This window comes from Verruconatronum alginivorum, assembly GCF_056590205.1.
The window spans coordinates 2,016,212-2,035,114 of sequence record NZ_JBWPVQ010000001.1; the positions used below are offsets into that span (position 1 = coordinate 2,016,212).

Sequence of the window (18,903 nt, forward strand, 5' to 3'; positions counted from 1 at the left end):
CGGTGGATTTTAGAAAACGGGATGTCCGGCGGCTCCGGGGAAATAACTGACGCGACCGGGGTGTCGGGGGTGGGTGGGGGTAGGGTTGATACCTTGTTTTACGAATTTTTTCTTGTGGAGAGTGGGGCTCGTTTTCATGGTGCGGCGGATGGATGTTACCTGTCGGTGGTTTGTCAGCTTATGCTTGGAGAGGAATTTGCTGCATCCGGCCACGTTGCGGCTTTTGCAGACTTCGTCGGAGCCGGATGTCGGGGCGTATGGCGAGATGATGATCGAAATGGGGCTTTTGACCAAACCCGATTTGGCGGCGTTGGTGGCGGAGGCCCGGGAGAAAACGGAGGCGGGAGAGGAGCCTTCCTGGAGTCCGAATGGCGGCAAGCCCGCCGCAGCCGCAACTGCCGCAACTGCGGCTCCGCCGAAACCGGCGCCGGTGTCCGTTCCCGCCGCTTCGGTCGGGGGGGGGGGCGATGGTGAGATTCCCGATTTCGCTGGGCTTGCGGGGGCCGGACCGGAAGTTTTTCGGCGGGCGATGACGGGTTTGTTGAAATTCGCGATGGAGAGCGGGGCAAGTGATTTGCATCTCAGCGCCGGAGCCCGCCCGTTCGTGCGGCGGGACCGGGAGAATCAATATCTCGCCGAAGAACCGCTGAGCGCCGAGGTCTCGGCGGGATTGAACCGGGCTCTCCTTTCAGAGGCGCAATGGGCGGCTTTCCAGGAGCGGCAGGATTTTGATTTCGCGTTGCCCTTTCCGAGCGGCGAACGGTTTCGGGCGAATTTGATGATCCACAAGGAAGGTTGCGCCGGGACTTACCGGACGGTTTCGCCGAAGGTGCGTTCGTTGGAGGAGCTCGGGTTTCGCAACGCGAAGACAATCGACCGCCTGCTCTCGTATCACAATGGGTTGATCATGGTGGCGGGACCGGTCGGCTCCGGCAAGACCACCACTTTGGCCGCTTTGGTGCAACAGCTCAACCGGACCCGCGACGATCACTTGATTGCGGTCGAGGAACCGATCGAGTTCGTGCATCGGCCGGAGCGTTGTATCGTCACCCAGCGCGGGGTGACCGAGCATACCCGGACTTTTCACAGCGCGCTGAAAGGAGCGTTGCGCCAGGATCCGGACATCATCGTCATTGGCGAAATGCGGGACTTGGAAACGGTCGAGATGGCGATCAGTGCTTCGGAGACCGGCCACCTGGTCATCGGAACCATGCACACCAGTGACGCCGCGACGACGTTGAACCGGTTACTCGACGTTTTTCCGCCGGCCCAGCAATCGCAGATCCGGGCGATGGTGGCGGAGAGTTTGCGCGGGATCATTTGTCAGCGGCTGCTCCCGGCGAAGGGCGGCGGGGTGGTGTTGGCGAGCGAAATCCTGGTGCGGAACACCGCCGTCTCCTCCCTGATCCGGGAAGGGAAAACCCAAGGACTTGGCAACGTCATGGAGACGGGGCGTTCGGAAGGGATGGTGGCGATGGACCATTCGGTGTTGGAGCTCTGGCGGGAAGGGCGCCTCGCTGATGATGTCGCCCTGGCCAACATCCGGAATGAAGTGGTGCGGCGTCAGATCCGGCGGCCCGCCGGCGGTCTGGTCCATCCGAACGGAAACGGCGGAAGTCAAGGGGGCGTTCGGTCCGGCGGTGTCGCGACTTCGGCGATTCCGGCTCTGGCTCCGGCGATGGCGTCCGCTCCGGCCGCGGGTGAAGGCGGTTCGGCTCCGCAGGCGCCGAAGCGGCGCGGATTGTTTGGGTTTTCACGTTAAAGCTTAATACCGATGGCTCGAATCGATCATTTATTGCGTTCCATGCTGGAGTCGGACGGCTCCGATTTGCATCTCAGTGTCGGGGCGCCGCCCAAGATCCGGGCTTCCGGGACGATCACGCCGTTGGACGAGCCGGTGATCACCCCCGAAGCGATGGAGGGACTCCTGCGCGAAATTTGCGAGGAGGACCGGTGGAACCACTATCTGAAGGCCCAGGACCTCGACTTCGCCTACGAAATTCCCGGCCTGGCCCGTTTCCGCGGGAGTTACCTCTACAACCATTGGGGGCAGGCGGCGGTGTTCCGTCAGATCCCGGCGGAGATCCTTTCGTTCGAGAAGTTGAAACTTCCGGAGGTGCTGCGGGAGGTCTGCGCTTACAACGAAGGCTTGGTATTGGTCACCGGTCCGACCGGGAGTGGCAAGTCGACCACCTTGGCGGCGATGATCGATTTCATCAACGAGAACTACCAGAAGCACATCATCACGATCGAGGACCCGGTGGAGTTCGTGCATCCGCAGAAGCGGAGCGTGATCGTGCACCGGGAAGTCGGGTCGCACACTCATTCGTTCGCCAACGCCCTGCGCGGGGCGATGCGGGCCGATCCGGATATCGTGCTGGTCGGGGAGATGCGGGAGTTGGAGACGATCAAACTCGCGTTGAATTGTGCCTCGATGGGGATGTTGGTTTTCGGGACGCTGCATACCAACAACGCGCCAAAGACGGTCGACCGGATCATCGACGCGTTTCCGGCGGAGGAGCAGGCGCAGATCCGGGTGATGTTGGCCAACAGCCTCGCGTGTGTGGTGTCGCAGCTTCTTTGCAAGCGGATCCCGAAAGGCCGGGTGGCGGTGCATGAGATTTTGCTCAAACACGAAGCGTTGCCGAACACCATCCGGACCGGTCGGATCAGCGCGATTCGGGGAATCATCGAAAGCGGCACCGCCCAGGGGATGCGGTTGATGGACAGCTCGATCAAGCGCTGCCTTGAAGCCGGGGAGATTTCGGAGGAAGAGGCTTACATGAAGGCCTCCGACAAGGAAGCCTTCGCTCAATTGTTGAAGCGGTAGGAGAGAGGCGAATTGCGAATGCCGAGTGTCGAATGGGGAAGGGAGACTGGGGACGGTGAAAGAGGATAGTGGGTGAGGCATCCCGCCTCAGTGCGGAGTTTGAAGGCGTTTGCTCTGTGCGGAGGCGGGATGCCTCACCCACTTTGGGGAGCAGGTAACTTTCAGCGGGATTTGCGGCGGACGAGGATGGTGGTGGAGTTGTCTTCTTTTTCTTTCTTCACTTCGAAGGAGTCGATGGCGGAGAATAGGTCGCTGAGTTTGCGGAATCCGTGGTTGCGGGAGTCAAAGGAGCCTTGGTTGGCGATGTGGGAGCCGACCGGACCGAGCTCGGCCCAGCCGTCGTCGTCTTCGACGGCTTCCACCGCGCTTTGGAGGACGTTCATCAGTTTCGTGTCGCGCTTGAGTTGCGCCGAAGTCGGGCGTTTGTCCGTGGTGGCGCCGGAGGATTTCTTTTCGTCCTCCAGGTAAAGGAACCGGGTGCAGCTGTTGACGAACGGTGGCGGGGCGTTTTTGCCGCCGAATCCGATCACTTGTTTCCCGTCGGCCCGGAGACGGAGGATCAACGGGGTGAAGTCGCAATCGGAGGAGACCAGGCAGAAGGTGCCGACGCTTTTGGTGTAAAGGAGGTCCATGGCGTCGATCAGGAGGGCCATGTCGCTGGCGTTCTTTCCTTTGATTAAATCGAAGTGCTGGACCGGTTGGATGGCGTAGTCGTGGAGGACTTTCTCCCAGCCGGAGAGGGCCTGTTTTTTCCAATTGCCGTAGGCCCGGCGGATGTTGACGACCCCATAGGAGGCGAGTTCGGCGATGATGAAATCGATCTTGGCGGCGGGCGCGTTGTCGGCGTCGATCAGCAAAGCGATGTTTTCGTGGGAAGGACCCGGCGGTGTCATGTTGGAATCGATGATGCCGGGAGAGAAACCGCCCGTCAAGGCGCGCGTTTCCATTCGAAACTCCGGGTGGAGATCATTCCGGGGTGGACATCCTTTCGCCGGTTCCTTTTGAGTGGTGGGATGTCTTACGAAATTGTTGGCACCATTAAAGAAATCTTCGACGCCCAGACCTTTGCGAGCGGGTTTTCGAAGCGCGAGTTCGTGATCACTACCCCGGACAAGTTTCCGCAGGACATCAAGCTGGAGTGCCTGAAGGAGAAGGCGGCCCAGCTCGACAAGCTTTCGGTGGGGCAGTCGGTCAAAGTCCAGTTCGACATCAACGGCCGGGAATACAACGGCCGGTATTTCGTGAATCTCGCCGCCTGGCGGGTGGAGCCGGCCGACGGGGCCGCCAAGTCGGGCGGGGGCGACGAGCCGCCGTTGCCGGAAGACACCACCGATTATTCGGGGGACGACGAACCGTTTTGATTGAACTTGGCGGACGGCGCGGGAGCCGGTAGGTTGCGGCCCCATGGATAATCAAGTCAACGCGCAATCCCTCCTCGACCGGCAAATGGCCTTCGCCTTGTTGCGGTTGATGTTGGGTATCAACATGCTCGGGCGCAGCGTGGTGCGTCTGCCGGAGTTGGGACAGTTCGCGTCCGGCACGGCCGAGGCCTTCGCCGGAACGATCCTCCCGGCCGGATTCGTCTATGTTTACGCCAGCTTGATCGTGTTGGTCGAGGCGGTGATCGGGGTGATGCTCATCCTTGGGTGGAAGACCCGGTGGGCGTTGGTGACGATGGGGATTTTGATGGGCACGCTGGCCTTCGGGATGATCCTGCGGGAGCAGTTCGCGACGGTGGCGAACATTCTGCTCTACGGCGTGGCGGTTTTCCTGCTGTTGTTCAACACCCGTTACGACGGGTTTGGGATCGACCGTGGGTTCCGGGTTTCGCGACCGTGAAAATTTTGCAGCTTTGCCAAGCCGACTACGAGCGGTTCCTGATCGGGGAACTGGAGGAAAGCGGGCGGGCGGTCGTGCGGCGGAGCGGTCCGGGATTCGTTCATTCGGAGTGGTCGGAGGAGCCGGAGGCGGACGTGTTGGAAGGGTTCTGTTTTCCGCATCTGACCGTGATTGATCCGGTGGAGGTGGCGGAAGAGTCGGTGAACGCGATGGCGGGTCGGTTGATGGAACGGATGGCGGCCGATTTCCGGGAGTTGCGCTTCGACGGTCCGTGGTATTTTGACGCCTGGGTCCGCCGGGATCTCGACGGGTTGGGGCGGCGGGCGACCGGAGTGCGGCGGGCGTTGGCGGAGAAGCTGAAGACGCGGATGGGGCGGGTGGCGAAGTTGGGCGGTCAGGATTTTCCGGCAACGCCGGGACCGCACCGTGGCTGGGGGATGTTTTTCGAGGACTTCGGCCGGATCTTCGCCTCCTCGCGGTTGGTTTTCGGCGGTCAACAACGAATGGCGGATGACCCGGCGGCGCCGTCGCGGTCGTATTTGAAAGTGGAGGAAGCCTACAAGGTGCTCGGGCTCGGCCCGGTGGAAGGGGAGCGGGTGGTCGATCTCGGCGCGGCCCCGGGAGGCTGGAGTTACAGCGCGGCCCGGCGGGGGGCGAAGGTGGTGGCGGTCGACAACGGACCTTTGAAGGCGGGGGCGGCGGAGCATCGGGGGATCGAGCATCGGCGGGAAGACGGATTCCGGTTCCGTCCGGCGGAGGGTGAGGACGGGTTCGACTGGATGTTTTGCGACATGGTGGAAGATCCGTTCCGGGTGTTACGTTTGTTGGAGCAGTGGGTGGTGAACGACTGGTGCCGGAAGTTTGTGGTGAACCTGAAATTCGGTCGGGCGGATCCGGTCGCGTTGTTGAAGGAAGTGGCGATTTTCCGGGCGGGACCGCTCCGGGAGTGGACCCGGTTTAGGGCGAGGCATTTGTTTCACGACCGGGAGGAGATCACGTTGGCCGGAGCGAGGGAGTAGCCGGGGGTGACGGCGGCTTGAGGAAATCGGCGTCCGCTTCGCCTCATTTTCTTGGAAATTCGGAGGAAGTCCGTAGGTTGGATGAAGCGTAAGGAAATTTGAACAAACCGGATAAGAAAGGGTTGCATCATGAAGACCGAAGGATCGATCAGGAATTTGAGCCGCTTTTTGGAAGCGAAGTTCAAGGAATCACTCTTGCAGGCGGACTTGGAGGCGAGGGCGCGGACCCGGCCGGTGATCACGTTGTCGCGGGAAACCGGGGCGGGGGCGCTGACCATTTCTCCCCGGATCGCCGAGTTGATGGGGTCCGGAAAGAACGGAGAGCATTGGGGCATTTTCGACCGGGAATTGGTTTCGGAGGTCTTGAAATCGCATGATTTGCCGGAACGGTTGGGGGAATACATGCCCGAGGCGAAACCGAGCGATATCAGCGATCTGGTGGGGCAGCTCGTCGGTCTTCATCCGCCGGTGTGGACCTTGGTGGAAAAGACCAATGACACGATGCGCCGGTTGGCCAAATCGGGGAATGTGATCCTGGTCGGGCGGGGCGCGCATTGTGTGACGGCGCGCATGCCGCAGGCGTTCCATGTCCGGTTGGTTTGTAACGTCGACCGCCGGATCGAGCGGGTGATGGAGGCGTATCGGGTGAACGCGACCGAAGCTCGCCGTTTGATGGACGTCAAGGACCGGGAACGCCGGGAATACGTGGAACGTTATTTCGAGCGGGATATCGATAATCCGTTGGACTATCATTTGGTGGTGAACACCGGAGATCTTTCGGACGAGGAGGCGGCCCGAATTATCGCGGACGCGGCGAAACGGCGGGGCTGAGCGGCGTCCGTCGTCGGCGGTTTCTCCTTTACCCGGGAAACCGTTTGGAATTGGATGGCCGGACGTTCGCATTATGAAACTCTCGTCGTTCCTCTGGCTGACCCGCCGCCATGTGCCCCTTTGGCTAGTTTTGTTGGCGGGCACGGCGTTGTCCTCGCTGGTTTTCCAGATCAAGCGGGACGCGGTCGAGGAACGGCAGCGGTCGGCTTTCACCGAGGCCGCGCATGAATACGCTCGCCGGATCCAGTGGGAAATCGATGTGCATGTCGACGCGTTGCATTCGTTGCGGGATTTCAAGCTGGCGTCCCGGGAGATCGACCGAGGGAGGTTCGAGGCGTTTTTCCAAGGGCCGTCCCGGCGGGCGTTCGCTTTGAAATCGTTGCAATGGATTCCGGTGGTGCCGGCCGGCCAACGGGCCGATTTCGAGTCCCGGATAATGCAGGACGGGGTGCCGGATTTTTCCATTTTTCGTTTCGACGCCGAAGGGCGACGGGTGGCCGCGAGCGAGGCGGAGACCTATTATCCGATCCTGTATGTGGAGCCCTTCGAAGAGAACGCGGCTTGGGTTGGATTCGATCTTGGCTCGACGGTTTCCCGTTACCGGGCCTTGTTGGAGGCGGAAGAGGCGGGGGGATTGGTGGTGACCCGGATGGCGCGCTCGATGGGAGATGCGGGCGCTGATCTCGAGCTGTTTTTGTTGCTTCCCCTGTATCAATCGGCCGAAGGACCCTCGCGGGTTTCCGGCTATGTCGCCGCGACGATGAATTTCGGCGAGATTTGCCGGCGGGTGTTCAGCCGGGGACGCGATGGGATTCGGATTGAGCTCGGACAGGGAGGAGTGGGCGCGCCGGTCTATGTGTTTCCGGCGGGAAGCTCCGCTGGTGGAAGGGGCGCTTCCGAGTTGGAGCGGCCGCTCTCGATCGGGGGAAGGGAATGGAGTTTGCGGATCGCGGCCGATGACGATTTGCGGGATCCGGCGGCGGCGGGGGAGAGTTGGAGTATCTTGTTGTTCGGATTGGTGTTGACCGGGTTCGTCACGCTCTGGATGCGGCAACGGCAGGTTTACGTCGAGTCGGTGGAAACCGAGGTGGAAGAGCGGACGGGGGCTCTGAGCCGGATCAACAACGATCTGCAAAACGAGATGGCCCGGCGCCGCAAAATGGAAATTGATCTGCGGGAAAGCGAACTTCTTTTCCGGGAGGCGTTTCTCCATGCCCCGATCGGAATCGCATTGCTGTCGCCGGCGGGGGAGTGGATGCAGGTCAACCAGGCGTTGGTGAAAATGACCGGTTTCTCCGAGGCGGAATTGGACGGACTGACAATGGCGGAAATGCTGCATCCCGACGAGGTCGGGCCGCAGTTGGCGCAGATGGGACAGTTGTTGGCGGGGGAGATCCGGACCTTCGCGTTGGAGCAAAGGTTTCGCCACAAGGAGGGAGGTTATGTCTGGGTATTGATGAACATTTCCCAGGTGCGGGACGAAGGGGGACGGTTGTTGTATTTCGTCTGTCAGATTCTCGATATCACCCGGAGGAAGAAGGCGTTGGAAGAGGTCCGCCGGGCGCAGCAGTTTTCGGAAAACATCATTCGGAGCAGCATCGACGGAATTCTGGCCTTCGACACCCGGGGCGTCGTGACGGTTTGGAACGGCGGGATGGAGAATATGACTGGAATCGGGGCCGATCTCGCGGTGGGAAAGCCGGTCGCCGAAGTTTTGCCGTCGTTGGCGGCGGTGGACGGGAATGGGGCTTCGCTGGAAAAGGTGGTGGCGGGCGAGGCGGTCATCACCGAAGAGCGGGCATTTGCGATACCCACGAGCGGACGCCGCGGATTCTATACCGCCCGCCTGGCGCCGTTGCACGATGCCGAAGGGGCGATGATCGGAGGAGTCGGGGTGATCCATGACGTCACGGCCGAACGGGAGGCGCGGGAACGCCTGCGGGAATCGAGCGAGAAATTGCGGCAACGAAACCGGGAGTTGCAGGACTTCGCCTATGTCGCGTCACACGATCTGCAGGAGCCGTTGCGAAAAATCCGGGCCTTCGGCGACCGCCTGGCGAAGAAGTGCGAAGGACAACTCGATGAGCAGGCGAATGATTATTTGAACCGGATGTTGGACGCCGCCCGCCGGATGCAGACCCTGATTTCGGATTTATTGGCTTTTTCCCGGGTTTCCACCGTGGCCAATCCGTTCGAGCCGGTTCGGCTGAACGACGTGGTCGGGGAGGTGTTGTCGGACCTCGAAACCCGGATCGAGGAGACCGGAGCGGAAGTAACGGTCGGGGAGTTGCCCGAATTGGACGCGGACGCGACCCAGATCCGGCAGCTGTTGCAAAACCTGATTGGCAACGGCCTGAAGTATCACCGGCCGGAAGTCCCGTGCCGGATCCGGGTGTATGCCGCCGAAGCGTCGGGGGAAGCCGCCGTCGGATTGCCCGACCTGGGTCAGGCCGGTTGGCTCATCTTCGTCGAGGACAACGGCATCGGGTTCGATGAAAAGTATCTCGATCGGATCTTCACGGTTTTCCAGCGGTTGCACGGACGGAACGAATATCCCGGGACCGGGGTCGGATTGGCGATCTGCCGACGGATCGTTGAACGGCACAACGGCTGGATCACGGCAAGGAGTAAACCGGGAGAGGGGACGACGTTCATCGTCGGTTTGCCTTGTGCCCAGAAAAATCTCATCGAAGCAAAATTATGACCAATCAGGCAAAGACCATCACGATCGTTATCGCGGAGGATGATCCGGACGACCGGTTTCTGGCGAGGGAAGCCTTGGAGGAAAGCCGGCTGGCCAACATCATCGAGTTCGTCGAGGATGGCGAAGAACTCATGGAGTTGCTGCGTCAGGAGGGACGGTATGCCGGCCGGAGCGATTTGAAACGGCCCGGTCTCATCCTGCTCGATTTGAACATGCCGCGGAAAGACGGGCGGGAGGCGTTGCGGGAGATCAAAGCCGATCCCGTCCTTCGACAGATTCCGGTCGTGGTGTTGACCACGTCGAAGTCGGACGAGGACATCATTCGCAGTTACAGCCTCGGGGTGAATTCCTTCATCACCAAACCGGTCACGTTCGAAGGATTGGTCGACGTGATGCGGACGTTGCAAAAGTATTGGTTTGAAATCGTCGAGCTTCCTCCTGGTCAATAGCGCATTCGTTTCTCCCCTCATGGACGCGAAAACCCAACCTGCCCCTGAAATTCAAGTCCTCCTGATCGAAGACGACGAAGACGATTTCGTCATCACCCGCGACTTGCTCAAACAAGTGCGCGGGGGGAAGATCCGGATGGATTGGGAGCCGGACCCTAAAAAGGGATTGGATCTCGCCCTGAAACGGCGCCACGACGTCGTGTTGGTCGATTACCGTCTCGGTGAATGGAGCGGTTTAGACATTATCCGGGCGATGCGGGAAGCGGATTGTTTAACCCCCGCAATTTTGTTGACCGGCGAAGGCCGGGAGAATCTGGACATTGAAGCGCTCCAGGGAGGGGCGGCCGATTATCTGGCGAAGGATCAGATCAATGCCTCGTTGTTGGAACGTTCGATCCGCTACGCGATCGAACGAAAACGATCCGGGGAGGTTTTGCGGGAGAGTGAGGAGCGTTTCCGGACGTTGGCGAACATTGTTCCGGCGTTGATTTGGACGGTCGGACCAGACGATCGGTTGACCTACGTGAACCAAGGCTGGCTCCGTTTCCGGGGCGCCCGGCCGGAGGAAGTGCTAGGGTCGGAACTGGGTGACGGGACCCATGTGGAGGATCATGAGGTGCTAGACCGGATGAAGGCCGAAATGGAGGCCCATCGACCGTTCGAGCTGGAAATGCGGATGCGTCGGCACGACGGTGAATACCGGTGGGTCTTGAATGGCGGAACTCCGACGTTCAACCGCGACGGCGTCTTCAGCGGCTACGTCGGCGCCTGCATCGACATCACCGAGCGAAAGTTGGCCGCCGAGCAACTGGCGGAAGCGCGGGACCAAGCGGTCGATAACGCGCGGCTTAAGTCGCAGTTTTTGGCCAACATGACCCATGAGATCCGAACCCCGATGAACGGGATCCTGGGGATGGCCGGATTGCTGCTCCAGACCGAGTTGAACCAGGAGCAGCGGGAGCTGACCGAGTCGGTGCGGTCGAGCGGCCAGTCGTTGTTGCGCATCATCGACGACATCCTCGATTTTTCCCGGCTGGAAGCCCGGCGCCTTCACATCGACCGTCTCCCTTTCAACCTGTTGTCGGTGGTGGAAGACGTGATCGAACTTCTCGCGGAGTCGGCGCGGGCGAAAGGGATCGAACTCATTTCCTCGGTTGATCCGGCTTTAACCCTGGGAGTGATGGGGGATTCGGGACGGCTGCGCCAGGTTTTGCTGAATCTTGTCGGCAATGCGATCAAGTTCACCGACGAGGGTGAAGTGATACTGGGCGTTCATCTGGTCCAGGAGGATCCGAAGAATGTTTCCGTGCGTATCGACGTAAAGGATACCGGAATCGGAATCGCCCGGGAAACACAGCGGCGGCTGTTCGCGGCGTTCGAGCAGGCCGATGGTTCCACGACCCGGAAGTATGGAGGCACGGGGCTGGGTTTGGCGATTTCGAAGGAACTGGTGGAGTTGATGGAGGGTGAAATTACCCTCCGGAGCGAACTCGGTCAGGGATCGGTTTTTCGGATTCTGTTGCAATTCGAGAAGGACCCGGACGGGATGCGTTTTCTGGATCGCGGGGAAGCCGGGTGGAAGGGGCGGAAAATCCTGGTGATCGACGATAACGCCGAGCAACGGGCGTTGTTGTGCGGGCATTTTTCCTATCTCGGGTTCGATTCGCTCGAGCTGGCCCATGGCTTGAAGGCGGTGCAAGTGATGGAGCAGGAGGCCCGCCAGGGAGCTCCATTTGCGGTGGTGTTCGTCGACGCCGATATGGCCTCCGGGGAGACGATCGAGGTGATCCGCGGCATGGCCGCGTCACCGGAAAGGGGGGCGACCCGGATCGTTGCCATGCCGTTCGGCATCTTGCGGGAAGATCTTCAACCGTTGCGGGCGGCGGGGGCCGACGATTTCCTGTCGAAGCCGGTCCGACAGAGCCAGATTTATCCGCTGATGAACCGTCTCTTGGCAATGACACCTTCAACCGTCGAAGAGAAGCCGGAGGAGAAGGAAGGCGCCGCGAAACCGTATTTTTCCGAGGAACGCTTCCTGATTTTGAGTCAGTCGGACGAAGAAAGCGATTTGCTGAAGCAGCAACTGGAGTTGCTTGGGGGCAACGCCGATCTCATCTCCAGCGGAACAAGGGCGGTCGAAGCGTTGAGCCTTTTCCATTACGACGCCGTATTCATCGAACCGAACGCGATGGGGGCGGACGGCGCCGACATCGTGCGCCGGCTCCAGCTGGGAGGAATGGATTCGGGAGCGCGAAGAACTCCGGTTATCGGATTTGGCCCCGCGTCCGCGCGGGTGGGTGCGCGGGTGGTGTTGGGACATCCGTTGGAGTCGGTCGATCTGATTCAGGCGTTTCGGCGATGTGGTTTGTTGCCGGAACCGGAGAAAACGTCCGGGCCTCGGCCCATCGTTCTCGGCGTCAGCGCGGAGGGGTCGGCGGCCGGGCCAGAGGTAGAGGACGGAGATCCGGCGAACCTTCCATCGGACGGAGCGCCGGAGCTGGCGACGCTCAATCTCGACCGGTTGAGTCAGATCCAGCGTTTGCAGGTGGATGGTGAAAACGTGGTGGCCGATTTGCTGGAGCTCTTCCGGCAGGAAGTCCCGTTTCGACTGGAGGAGTTGCGGCAGTCGATCGAACAGGAGGATTGGACGGCCGCGAATTTCTTAATCCATGCGGTCAGCGGCGTTTGTTCCAATCTCGGGGCTGACCGGATGGAGTCGCTTTGCCGTCAATTCGAGCAACGCCTCAAGGAGGGGTTAATCGATGGGATCGGGCCTCGGATCAACGCTTTGCACCGCGAGTCGGTCAAGGTGGAAGCGGCGCTGGAAGACGCGGTAGAAGGTTCTTCGGAGGAATCGCGGCGGTGAAGCGGCCGCCTTCACTCAGAAAAGGGCGAGGGCGTGAGCGCTTTCGATGACGACCCAGACGAAGCCGAGAAAGAGGCATCCGATCAGGAGGCGGACAGCGAGGCGGCGGCGGAGCATGGCTTTTTCCTGCCGGTCGGGATTGAAAGCGGGGCGGAAGCCGCTGCTTTCCAGAAAACCGACGAATTGGGGACTGCGCACCGCCGTTCTCCGGCCGCGGACTCCATCCATCATCAAACCGAAGCGCACGTTGGGCCTTCTGAAGAATGAAAGAGTCTGGCGGATGAGAAAACGCATACAGATATGAAACCGCATCCTGCGAAGGAATTTGCCGCTGTCCACGATATTCGGTGAATGAACCTGAAAAACGGTTGCTTTCGAAATAAATTTACTTTCCGCGCGACATTTTCTTTGCTTGGAGGCTTTTATGGGCAGGCAGGAGACGGGAGAAACGAGAATTTGAAAACGACCACGCAGACCATCCGGGACTTGAAAGGGAAGCGTCCGATCACCGCATTGACCGCTTACGATTTCATCATGGCGAAACTGGCCGATGAGGCCGGGGTCGATTTGTTGTTGGTGGGGGATTCGATGGGGACAACGGTTCTCGGGATGCCGACGACCGTTCAAGTGACCTTGGAGATGATGTTGCATCACACGGCGGCGGTCACGCGGGCAAATCCGTCGGCCTTGGTGGTCGCCGATATTCCGTTTCCGGTGGCGCATCGTTCCCCGTTTGATCTGCTCGACGCGGGCGCCCGTTGCATGCAGGAGGCGGGGGCCGACGGGTTGAAGATTGAAGGAGGAGCCTCGATGGCCGGAAAGATCGAAACCTTGGTCGAGGCGGGCATTCCGGTGCTCGGCCACATCGGGCTTTTGCCCCAGCAGGTGTATCGACTCGGCGGTTACAGAAAATTTGGCAAAACGCGGGCGGAACACGAGGTGCTGGTGGCCGATGCCTTGGCGGTGGAAAAAGCCGGGGCGTTCGCGGTGGTGATGGAGATGGTCGAAAAGGAAGTGGCGCGGGAGATCACCGCGCGCCTGACGATTCCGACGATCGGCATCGGATCGGGGGGCGGATGCGACGGCCAGATTCTGGTCTCCCATGACATCCTCGGATTGACTCCCGGAAAGACCCCGGCTTTCGCCCGGAAGTACGCGTCGTTGGGCGAAGCGATAACGACCGCTTTCCGGCAGTTTTGCGACGACGTGCGGAACAAGGAATTTCCATCATGAATTTTTGCGTGTTAGGAGCGGGCGCCTGGGGAACGGCGATGGCGGTCCATCTCAATTCCCTCGGCCATACGGTCACGTTGGTTCCGCGGCGGTTCGAACAGGCCCTCGAACTGGCGTCGCGACGGATCAACGAAGATTATCTTCCGGGCGTTTTTTTGCCGCATACGCTGCAAATCGGTCATGAGATCAAACCGGCTTTGATGGAGGCGGAGGTGGTGCTGGTCGCTTCGCCTACGGAAGGTCTGCGGGATTGGGCGGAGCGGGTAAGGGCCAATGTCGGCTTGGTCCGGGGTCGTCCGGTTTTCGTGTCGTTGACCAAAGGATTGGAGCCCGAGACCTTTATTCGGCCGACCGAGATTTTTCGGGGGTTTTTGCCGGAATTCGAGCACGCGGTTTTGACTGGACCGACCAACGCTCTGGAGGTGGCGCAGGGGAAACCGACGGCGATGGTGCTCGCGGGGGACGCCCCGCTGGAGCTCGTCCAAGAAGGACTCTCGGGGGCGAATCTCCGGGTTTACCTGAGCGGTGATCTGAAAGGGGCGGAGTTCGCCGGAGCCATGAAGAATATTTACGCGGTCGCCGCCGGCTGTTCCGACGGACTTGGATTGGGGGACAATGCCAAGGCGGCGTTGTTGACCCGGGCGCTGGCGGAGATGGTTCGGATCGGGGCATTGCTGGGCGCCCGGCCGGAGACTTTTTTCGGGTTGAGCGGCTTTGGCGACTTGGTGGCGACGAGTCACGGCGCCTGGAGCCGAAACCGGGGATTTGGCGAAGCGATTGGGCGGGGGATCGAGGTGGAGGAGTTGATCCGAAACCGGAAGACGGTGGTGGAAGGATACCGCGCGACCCGCGCGTTTTACGGGCTATGCCGCCGGGAGGGAGCCGATGCGCCGATCCTGGGCGAAGTCTATTCGATTTTGTTCGAACGGAAGGATCCTCGGCGGGCGTTGTCGGACTTGATGAACCGGCAGTTGAAGCCCGAGGATTAAAACAGTGCCAAATCGCTGGTTTTACGCTATAACGGGACCGTATGGAAGCCGTTATCCCGATTTTGACCTGGCTGGCCGACGGAATCGCCTTGCTCGGCGGGGCGATCATCGTGGCGGGCGTGGTGGTGACGACGGGGCGCTTGGTCCGGGTCGAGTTGTCCGCTTTGCGCGAATCCGATATCGACCACGACCGCAGAACGCTGCGACACCACTTCGGTTATTACATTTTGCTCGGATTGGAGTTCGTGGTGGTCGCGGATATCCTGCGGACATTGATCCATCCGGGTCTGGAGGAATTATTGGTGCTCGGGTTGGTGGTGTTGATCCGGACGGTGATCAGCATCACGCTCAATTGGGAGCTGTCCCGGGTGGACAGTATCCGGGAGGATCACCCGTGAAGGCTCAAACTCCGGGATGCTCCCCGGCGGGAATCGCGAGGATGAACTCGGCCCCTTCGCCGGGGCCGGCGCTGAAAAAGTCGATGCGCGCGCCGATCTCTCGGGCGGCGTTGGCGCTGGAGTGAAGACCGAATCCGTGGCCCTCGGCGCGGGTGGTGAAGCCGAAATTGAAAAGTTTATCGCGGACTTCCCCGTTGAATCCGATGCCGTTGTCCCGGATGGAAATGAGAACTTCACCGCTGCTCAGTCGCACGCCGACGGTCATCGTCTTGGAGTCGTGTCCCAGTTCGTCCATGGCGTATTTGGCGTTGCGGATGAAATTGATGAGGATCACCAGGACCTTGTGGCGGGTGACTTTGACGGAGGGGACGGGTTCGATTTCGCGGCGAACCTCTATGCCATGGCGGGAGAGGGAGATTTCGCTGATTTGGAGGGCTTCGTCGAGGAGTTGCACCGGATCGGCGGTTTCGGCGATGTCGGGGGCTCGGCTGTAGGCCTGCTGCATGGCGACGATCGAATTGATGTGCTCGACTGACTGGCGGAGTTGCTGCAGTTCGGCCAGGTAGTCCGCATGGTCTCTTTCGAGCTGAGCGGAGAGTTGAAGGAGGTAGTCCGGCAACTGGGCGCCGCGGGGGTCGGCGGTGAGGAAGCAGGCGAGATCTTCGCGGCGTTCTTCGAGGAGGCGGACGGCTCTCCGCAGGTTGGGGAGGCGGGAGCTTTCGATCCGGCTGTAGAGGAGCCCGACCGATGTGTTCACGCTGTTGAGCGCGTTGCCGATGTTGTGCAGGATGCCGGTGGAGATCTCGGCCATTCCCGCCAGTCGGGAGGCTTCGAGTAATTCCTGTTGGGTGTTCTTCAGGTTTTGTTCGGCATGTTTTCTTTTGGTGATGTCCCGGGAGACGCCGAACGTACCGATGATGACTCCATCGAGTGAATACAGCGGCATTTTGGTGGTGGATGCCCAGCTGACGGTGCCGTCGGCCCAGATCAATTTTTCCTCCGCATCGATGAGTGGTTTGCCGGTCTTGATGATCCGTTGTTCGTCGGCAAAGGCCAGTTCGGCATGTTCCGGGAGGAAAATGTCGAAATCGGTCAGGCCGATCATGTCCGCCGGTTGCGAACTGGCGCATTCCTGATAGGCCTTTGATTTACTTACGCAAAGGAACCGGCTTTGGAGGTCCTTGAAATAGATCCGCTCCGGAACGTTGTCGAGGATCGCCCGGAGGTAGACGACCGCTTCCCGCTGGAAGTCGCCGGGAGTGAAAGCCGGTTCGGCGGCGAGTGCGGGATCGGCGGCCGGGGCGGGAGCGCTTTCTGGAAATGGCCTGTCGGGCGTCATGTCGGAATCAAGTTGGCTTGCGAATCGAGTAGGTCGCGGAGGACTCGTTCGAGTTCTTCCCGCCGGACCGGTTTGGCGATGTAATGATCCATCCCGCAGGCGAGGCAATTTTCGCGGTAGTCGCCGACCGTGCCGGCCGTCATCGCGATGATCGGGATCCGTTTGCGTCCGGTGCGCGCCTCGTCCGCGCGGATCGTTCGCGTCGCTTCGAAGCCGTCCATCTCCGGCATTTGGCAGTCCATGAGGATGAGGCCGTATTGGCCGGTCGCGGCGGCTTCCACCGCTTCCCGTCCGTCATGGGCGATGGCTGTGTTGAAACCGAGACCTTTCAGCAGGAGAGTGGCGACCTTCTGATTCACGGCGTTATCTTCGGCGATCAGGATCCGGGTGGAGGAAAAACCGGATCGGTCGAGAGGATGGGGAGCGGGGATTGGCTCGGGTTCCTTGGACGAAGGGTCGAGGGCGGTGAGGAGGGCTGATCGGCGGAGCGGTTTGAACAGGCAGACGTCGATTCCGGCGAGGTCCAATTCGTCGCGGCCGGGGCGGAGTCGATGGGGGGAGAGCAGAACGATCTTCGGTTTCCGGACCGTCCGTTCGGAAATCGATCTCGCCAGTGAGACACAGTCGGGGCCGGACATTTGTTGGTTGAGGACGACCGCGTGGAAAGGATCGCCATCCGCCTCCGCCGCGAGGACGGTGTCGAGGACCGAGGCGGGATCCTCGACGAGATCGACGCGGGCCGATCCCGAGGCGAGGATCCTTCCGACAATGTGGCGGTGAAGCGGATGCCCGTCCCCGTTCAAGACGCGGAGGTTTCGCAGGGAGGCGGGAGCCGGGGCGGGTTGGGCTGGATCGACGGCCAGCGGCAATTCGATGGTGAAGACGGCCCCTTGCCCGGGTTGGCTGTCGACGGAGATGCGGCCGTGCATCAGCTCGGCCAGGCGACGGCAGATGGCCAACCCCAAACCGGTGCCGCCGAACCGGCGGGTGATCGAGGCATCGGCTTGGGTGAAAGGTTGGAAGAGTTGGGCGCGGGTTTCGTCGTCCATGCCGATGCCGGTATCGCGCACTTGCAGCCGGATTCCATGATCGCCGAACTCGCCTTGCGGGCGGGAGACATGGACAAAAACCTCTCCTTCCGAGGTGAATTTGACCGCGTTGCCGAGCAGGTTCAGCAGAATCTGGCGGAAACGGGTCGCATCGCCGATGAACCATTCGGCCAGGTGGGGATCGATTTCGCAAAGGAGTTCGATCTGTTTCTCCTCGGCGTGGGGGGCGGCCAGGTCGATGGTGCTGTGGACCGCTTCGGGCAGGGAGAACGGACTTCGCTCCAACGTGAGTTTGTCGGCTTCGATTTTCGAGAGGTCGAGGACGTCGTTGATCAGGGCCAGGAGAACTTCCCCGCTGGAGGCGAGTGTCTTGACGAGGTCTCGCAATTCGGCCGGCATTTCGGGAGCGCGGAGCAGCAGTTGGCACATCCCGAAAATGCCGTTCATCGGGGTCCGGATTTCGTGGCTGATGTTGGCTAGAAATTGGCTCTTGGCGCGGGTGGCGGCCTCCGCCGCGTCCCGGGCTTGCTCCAACTCAATTTCCGTCTCCTTCCTGCGGCTGATTTCCTTTTGCAGACTTAAGGTCCGTTTGCGCACCAAGTCCTCCAATTGATCCATTCGCAGGGAGGCGTCGCGCTGGGCTCGCCAGCTTTCGGTGAGGACGTGGGCAAGTTGTTCGACTTCCATCGCGTCGAACGGTTTTTTCAGGATGACCAACCGGTCGGTCATGCCGAGGCGGGCCACCATCGCGTCGAGTGAATAATCGGAATAAGCGGTGCAGATAACCACCAGGAGATTGGCGTCGACTTGCCAGATCCGTTCGGTCGTTTCGATTCCGTCCCACCCCGGCGGCATCCGGACGTCGATGAAAGCCATCGCATACGGTTGGTCGCATTCGACGGCTTCTTTCACCAGGCGCAACCCTTCTTCGCCTTGATAGGCGGAGTCGATTTGGAAACCTTCGTCCGGGATCGGGGAAGCCGGTTCGGACCCGAAGAGGCGAGCCTCCATCTGCGACAGAGCGACTTCCGCGGACGACCGCGACCGAGTCAGAATCTTTCGGAAATCCGCGTGAATCGCCGCATTGTCATCGATCACCAGGATTCTGCGGTTCACCGGTGTTGCTCCGGGAGGAACAGGTGTATTCGGTTTGGATTCCAGGGGCATGCTGGTAAAGAATCATTCTCCTCTAAAATGGAACTGCAAGGGGAATCGCTCATGGCTTCCGGTGGATTTCCAGTTCGGAAGGCAGGTTTGAGAAAGCTGGGGAGGCCTTTCCAAGCGAGGACGAACCCACTTGGAAATTTAAATTGAGATTCAGTCTCAAAAAAGGGCTTGACCGTCGAACCGCGACTCG

General features: G+C 60.6%; 16 protein-coding genes. 12 read left to right on the forward strand and 4 right to left on the reverse strand.

The window, feature by feature from the left end:
• The first annotated feature begins 196 nt into the window (after positions 1–196).
• Together ACWUI2_RS07085 and ACWUI2_RS07090 are read left to right on the forward strand one after the other, a co-directional pair.
• A complete protein-coding gene (locus ACWUI2_RS07085) occupies positions 197–1,762 on the forward strand; it encodes a type IV pilus twitching motility protein PilT (RefSeq protein WP_486982157.1) in 1,566 nt (521 codons plus the stop codon).
• Between the two features lie 12 nt (positions 1,763–1,774).
• On the forward strand, positions 1,775–2,830 hold the full coding sequence (locus ACWUI2_RS07090) for a type IV pilus twitching motility protein PilT (RefSeq protein WP_486982158.1): 1,056 nt from the start codon (positions 1,775–1,777) through the stop codon (positions 2,828–2,830).
• A 161-nt stretch (positions 2,831–2,991) separates the two neighbouring features.
• On the opposite strand, the gene ACWUI2_RS07095 is transcribed toward ACWUI2_RS07090, so the two are convergent.
• Positions 2,992–3,723, reverse strand: a complete 732-nt coding sequence (locus ACWUI2_RS07095) for an NYN domain-containing protein (RefSeq protein ID WP_486985051.1) — start codon at positions 3,721–3,723, stop codon at positions 2,992–2,994.
• A gap of 120 nt (positions 3,724–3,843) precedes the next feature.
• Between ACWUI2_RS07095 and ACWUI2_RS07100 the strand changes: the two genes are divergently transcribed.
• From ACWUI2_RS07100 to ACWUI2_RS07130, 7 genes are all read left to right on the forward strand, one after another.
• Entirely contained in the window at positions 3,844–4,191 is a 348-nt protein-coding gene (locus ACWUI2_RS07100; protein ID WP_486982159.1) for a DUF3127 domain-containing protein, read from the forward strand.
• Positions 4,192–4,234: 43 nt separating this feature from the next.
• A complete protein-coding gene (locus ACWUI2_RS07105; RefSeq protein ID WP_486982160.1) occupies positions 4,235–4,669 on the forward strand; it encodes a DoxX family membrane protein in 435 nt (144 codons plus the stop codon).
• Positions 4,666–5,688, forward strand: coding sequence for an SAM-dependent methyltransferase (locus ACWUI2_RS07110; protein WP_486982161.1), 1,023 nt, complete (start codon positions 4,666–4,668; stop codon positions 5,686–5,688). Before ACWUI2_RS07105 ends, ACWUI2_RS07110 begins: the two co-directional genes overlap by 4 nt.
• A 129-nt stretch (positions 5,689–5,817) precedes the next feature.
• Positions 5,818–6,519 carry a cytidylate kinase-like family protein gene (locus ACWUI2_RS07115; protein WP_486982162.1) on the forward strand — a complete coding sequence of 234 codons (702 nt, stop codon included), beginning with the start codon at positions 5,818–5,820 and terminating at the stop codon, positions 6,517–6,519.
• Between the two features lie 73 nt (positions 6,520–6,592).
• Complete coding sequence (locus ACWUI2_RS07120) at positions 6,593–9,223, forward strand: PAS domain S-box protein (RefSeq protein ID WP_486982163.1); 2,631 nt, start codon at positions 6,593–6,595, stop codon at positions 9,221–9,223.
• Entirely contained in the window at positions 9,220–9,672 is a 453-nt protein-coding gene (locus tag ACWUI2_RS07125) for a response regulator (RefSeq protein ID WP_486982164.1), read from the forward strand. Before ACWUI2_RS07120 ends, ACWUI2_RS07125 begins: the two co-directional genes overlap by 4 nt.
• A 19-nt stretch (positions 9,673–9,691) precedes the next feature.
• Positions 9,692–12,538, forward strand: coding sequence for a PAS domain-containing hybrid sensor histidine kinase/response regulator (locus ACWUI2_RS07130; RefSeq protein ID WP_486982165.1), 2,847 nt, complete (start codon positions 9,692–9,694; stop codon positions 12,536–12,538).
• 15 nt (positions 12,539–12,553) lie between these two features.
• On the opposite strand, the gene ACWUI2_RS07135 is transcribed toward ACWUI2_RS07130, so the two are convergent.
• Positions 12,554–12,832 carry a hypothetical protein gene (locus ACWUI2_RS07135; RefSeq protein WP_486982166.1) on the reverse strand — a complete coding sequence of 93 codons (279 nt, stop codon included), beginning with the start codon at positions 12,830–12,832 and terminating at the stop codon, positions 12,554–12,556.
• A gap of 162 nt (positions 12,833–12,994) precedes the next feature.
• Here ACWUI2_RS07135 and panB point away from each other — a divergent pair, with 162 nt between their 5' ends.
• Genes panB through ACWUI2_RS07150 form a run of 3 tightly spaced genes read left to right on the forward strand, consistent with a single transcriptional unit; the run spans position 12,995 to position 15,158 of the window.
• Positions 12,995–13,771: a 3-methyl-2-oxobutanoate hydroxymethyltransferase gene (panB, locus tag ACWUI2_RS07140; protein WP_486982167.1), complete on the forward strand. Its 777-nt coding sequence runs from the start codon at positions 12,995–12,997 to the stop codon at positions 13,769–13,771.
• Positions 13,768–14,760, forward strand: a complete 993-nt coding sequence (locus tag ACWUI2_RS07145) for an NAD(P)H-dependent glycerol-3-phosphate dehydrogenase (RefSeq protein WP_486982168.1) — start codon at positions 13,768–13,770, stop codon at positions 14,758–14,760. Before panB ends, ACWUI2_RS07145 begins: the two co-directional genes overlap by 4 nt.
• Positions 14,761–14,801: 41 nt before the next feature.
• Positions 14,802–15,158, forward strand: a complete 357-nt coding sequence (locus ACWUI2_RS07150) for a DUF1622 domain-containing protein (protein ID WP_486982169.1) — start codon at positions 14,802–14,804, stop codon at positions 15,156–15,158.
• 4 nt (positions 15,159–15,162) lie between these two features.
• Here ACWUI2_RS07150 and ACWUI2_RS07155 read toward each other — a convergent pair whose 3' ends face one another.
• Together ACWUI2_RS07155 and ACWUI2_RS07160 are read right to left on the reverse strand one after the other, a co-directional pair.
• Positions 15,163–16,497: a PAS domain-containing sensor histidine kinase gene (locus ACWUI2_RS07155; protein WP_486982170.1), complete on the reverse strand. Its 1,335-nt coding sequence runs from the start codon at positions 16,495–16,497 to the stop codon at positions 15,163–15,165.
• Positions 16,494–18,662, reverse strand: a complete 2,169-nt coding sequence (locus tag ACWUI2_RS07160; protein ID WP_486982171.1) for a response regulator — start codon at positions 18,660–18,662, stop codon at positions 16,494–16,496. Before ACWUI2_RS07160 ends, ACWUI2_RS07155 begins: the two co-directional genes overlap by 4 nt.
• Positions 18,663–18,903 lie beyond the last annotated feature (241 nt).

Bases quoted from the DNA above. Each gene is read 5' to 3' on its own strand.
- ACWUI2_RS07125 (WP_486982164.1), top strand. From the start codon at position 9,220: ATGACCAATCAGGCAAAGACCATCACGATCGTTATCGCGGAGGATGAT.
- ACWUI2_RS07145 (WP_486982168.1), top strand. From the start codon at position 13,768: ATGAATTTTTGCGTGTTAGGAGCGGGCGCCTGGGGAACGGCGATGGCG.
- ACWUI2_RS07115 (WP_486982162.1), top strand. From the start codon at position 5,818: ATGAAGACCGAAGGATCGATCAGGAATTTGAGCCGCTTTTTGGAAGCG.
- ACWUI2_RS07155 (WP_486982170.1), bottom strand. From the start codon at position 16,497: ATGACGCCCGACAGGCCATTTCCAGAAAGCGCTCCCGCCCCGGCCGCC.
- ACWUI2_RS07130 (WP_486982165.1), top strand. From the start codon at position 9,692: ATGGACGCGAAAACCCAACCTGCCCCTGAAATTCAAGTCCTCCTGATC.
- ACWUI2_RS07120 (WP_486982163.1), top strand. From the start codon at position 6,593: ATGAAACTCTCGTCGTTCCTCTGGCTGACCCGCCGCCATGTGCCCCTT.
- ACWUI2_RS07100 (WP_486982159.1), top strand. From the start codon at position 3,844: ATGTCTTACGAAATTGTTGGCACCATTAAAGAAATCTTCGACGCCCAG.
- ACWUI2_RS07090 (WP_486982158.1), top strand. From the start codon at position 1,775: ATGGCTCGAATCGATCATTTATTGCGTTCCATGCTGGAGTCGGACGGC.
- ACWUI2_RS07135 (WP_486982166.1), bottom strand. From the start codon at position 12,832: ATGCGTTTTCTCATCCGCCAGACTCTTTCATTCTTCAGAAGGCCCAAC.
- ACWUI2_RS07105 (WP_486982160.1), top strand. From the start codon at position 4,235: ATGGATAATCAAGTCAACGCGCAATCCCTCCTCGACCGGCAAATGGCC.
- ACWUI2_RS07095 (WP_486985051.1), bottom strand. From the start codon at position 3,723: ATGACACCGCCGGGTCCTTCCCACGAAAACATCGCTTTGCTGATCGAC.
- ACWUI2_RS07150 (WP_486982169.1), top strand. From the start codon at position 14,802: ATGGAAGCCGTTATCCCGATTTTGACCTGGCTGGCCGACGGAATCGCC.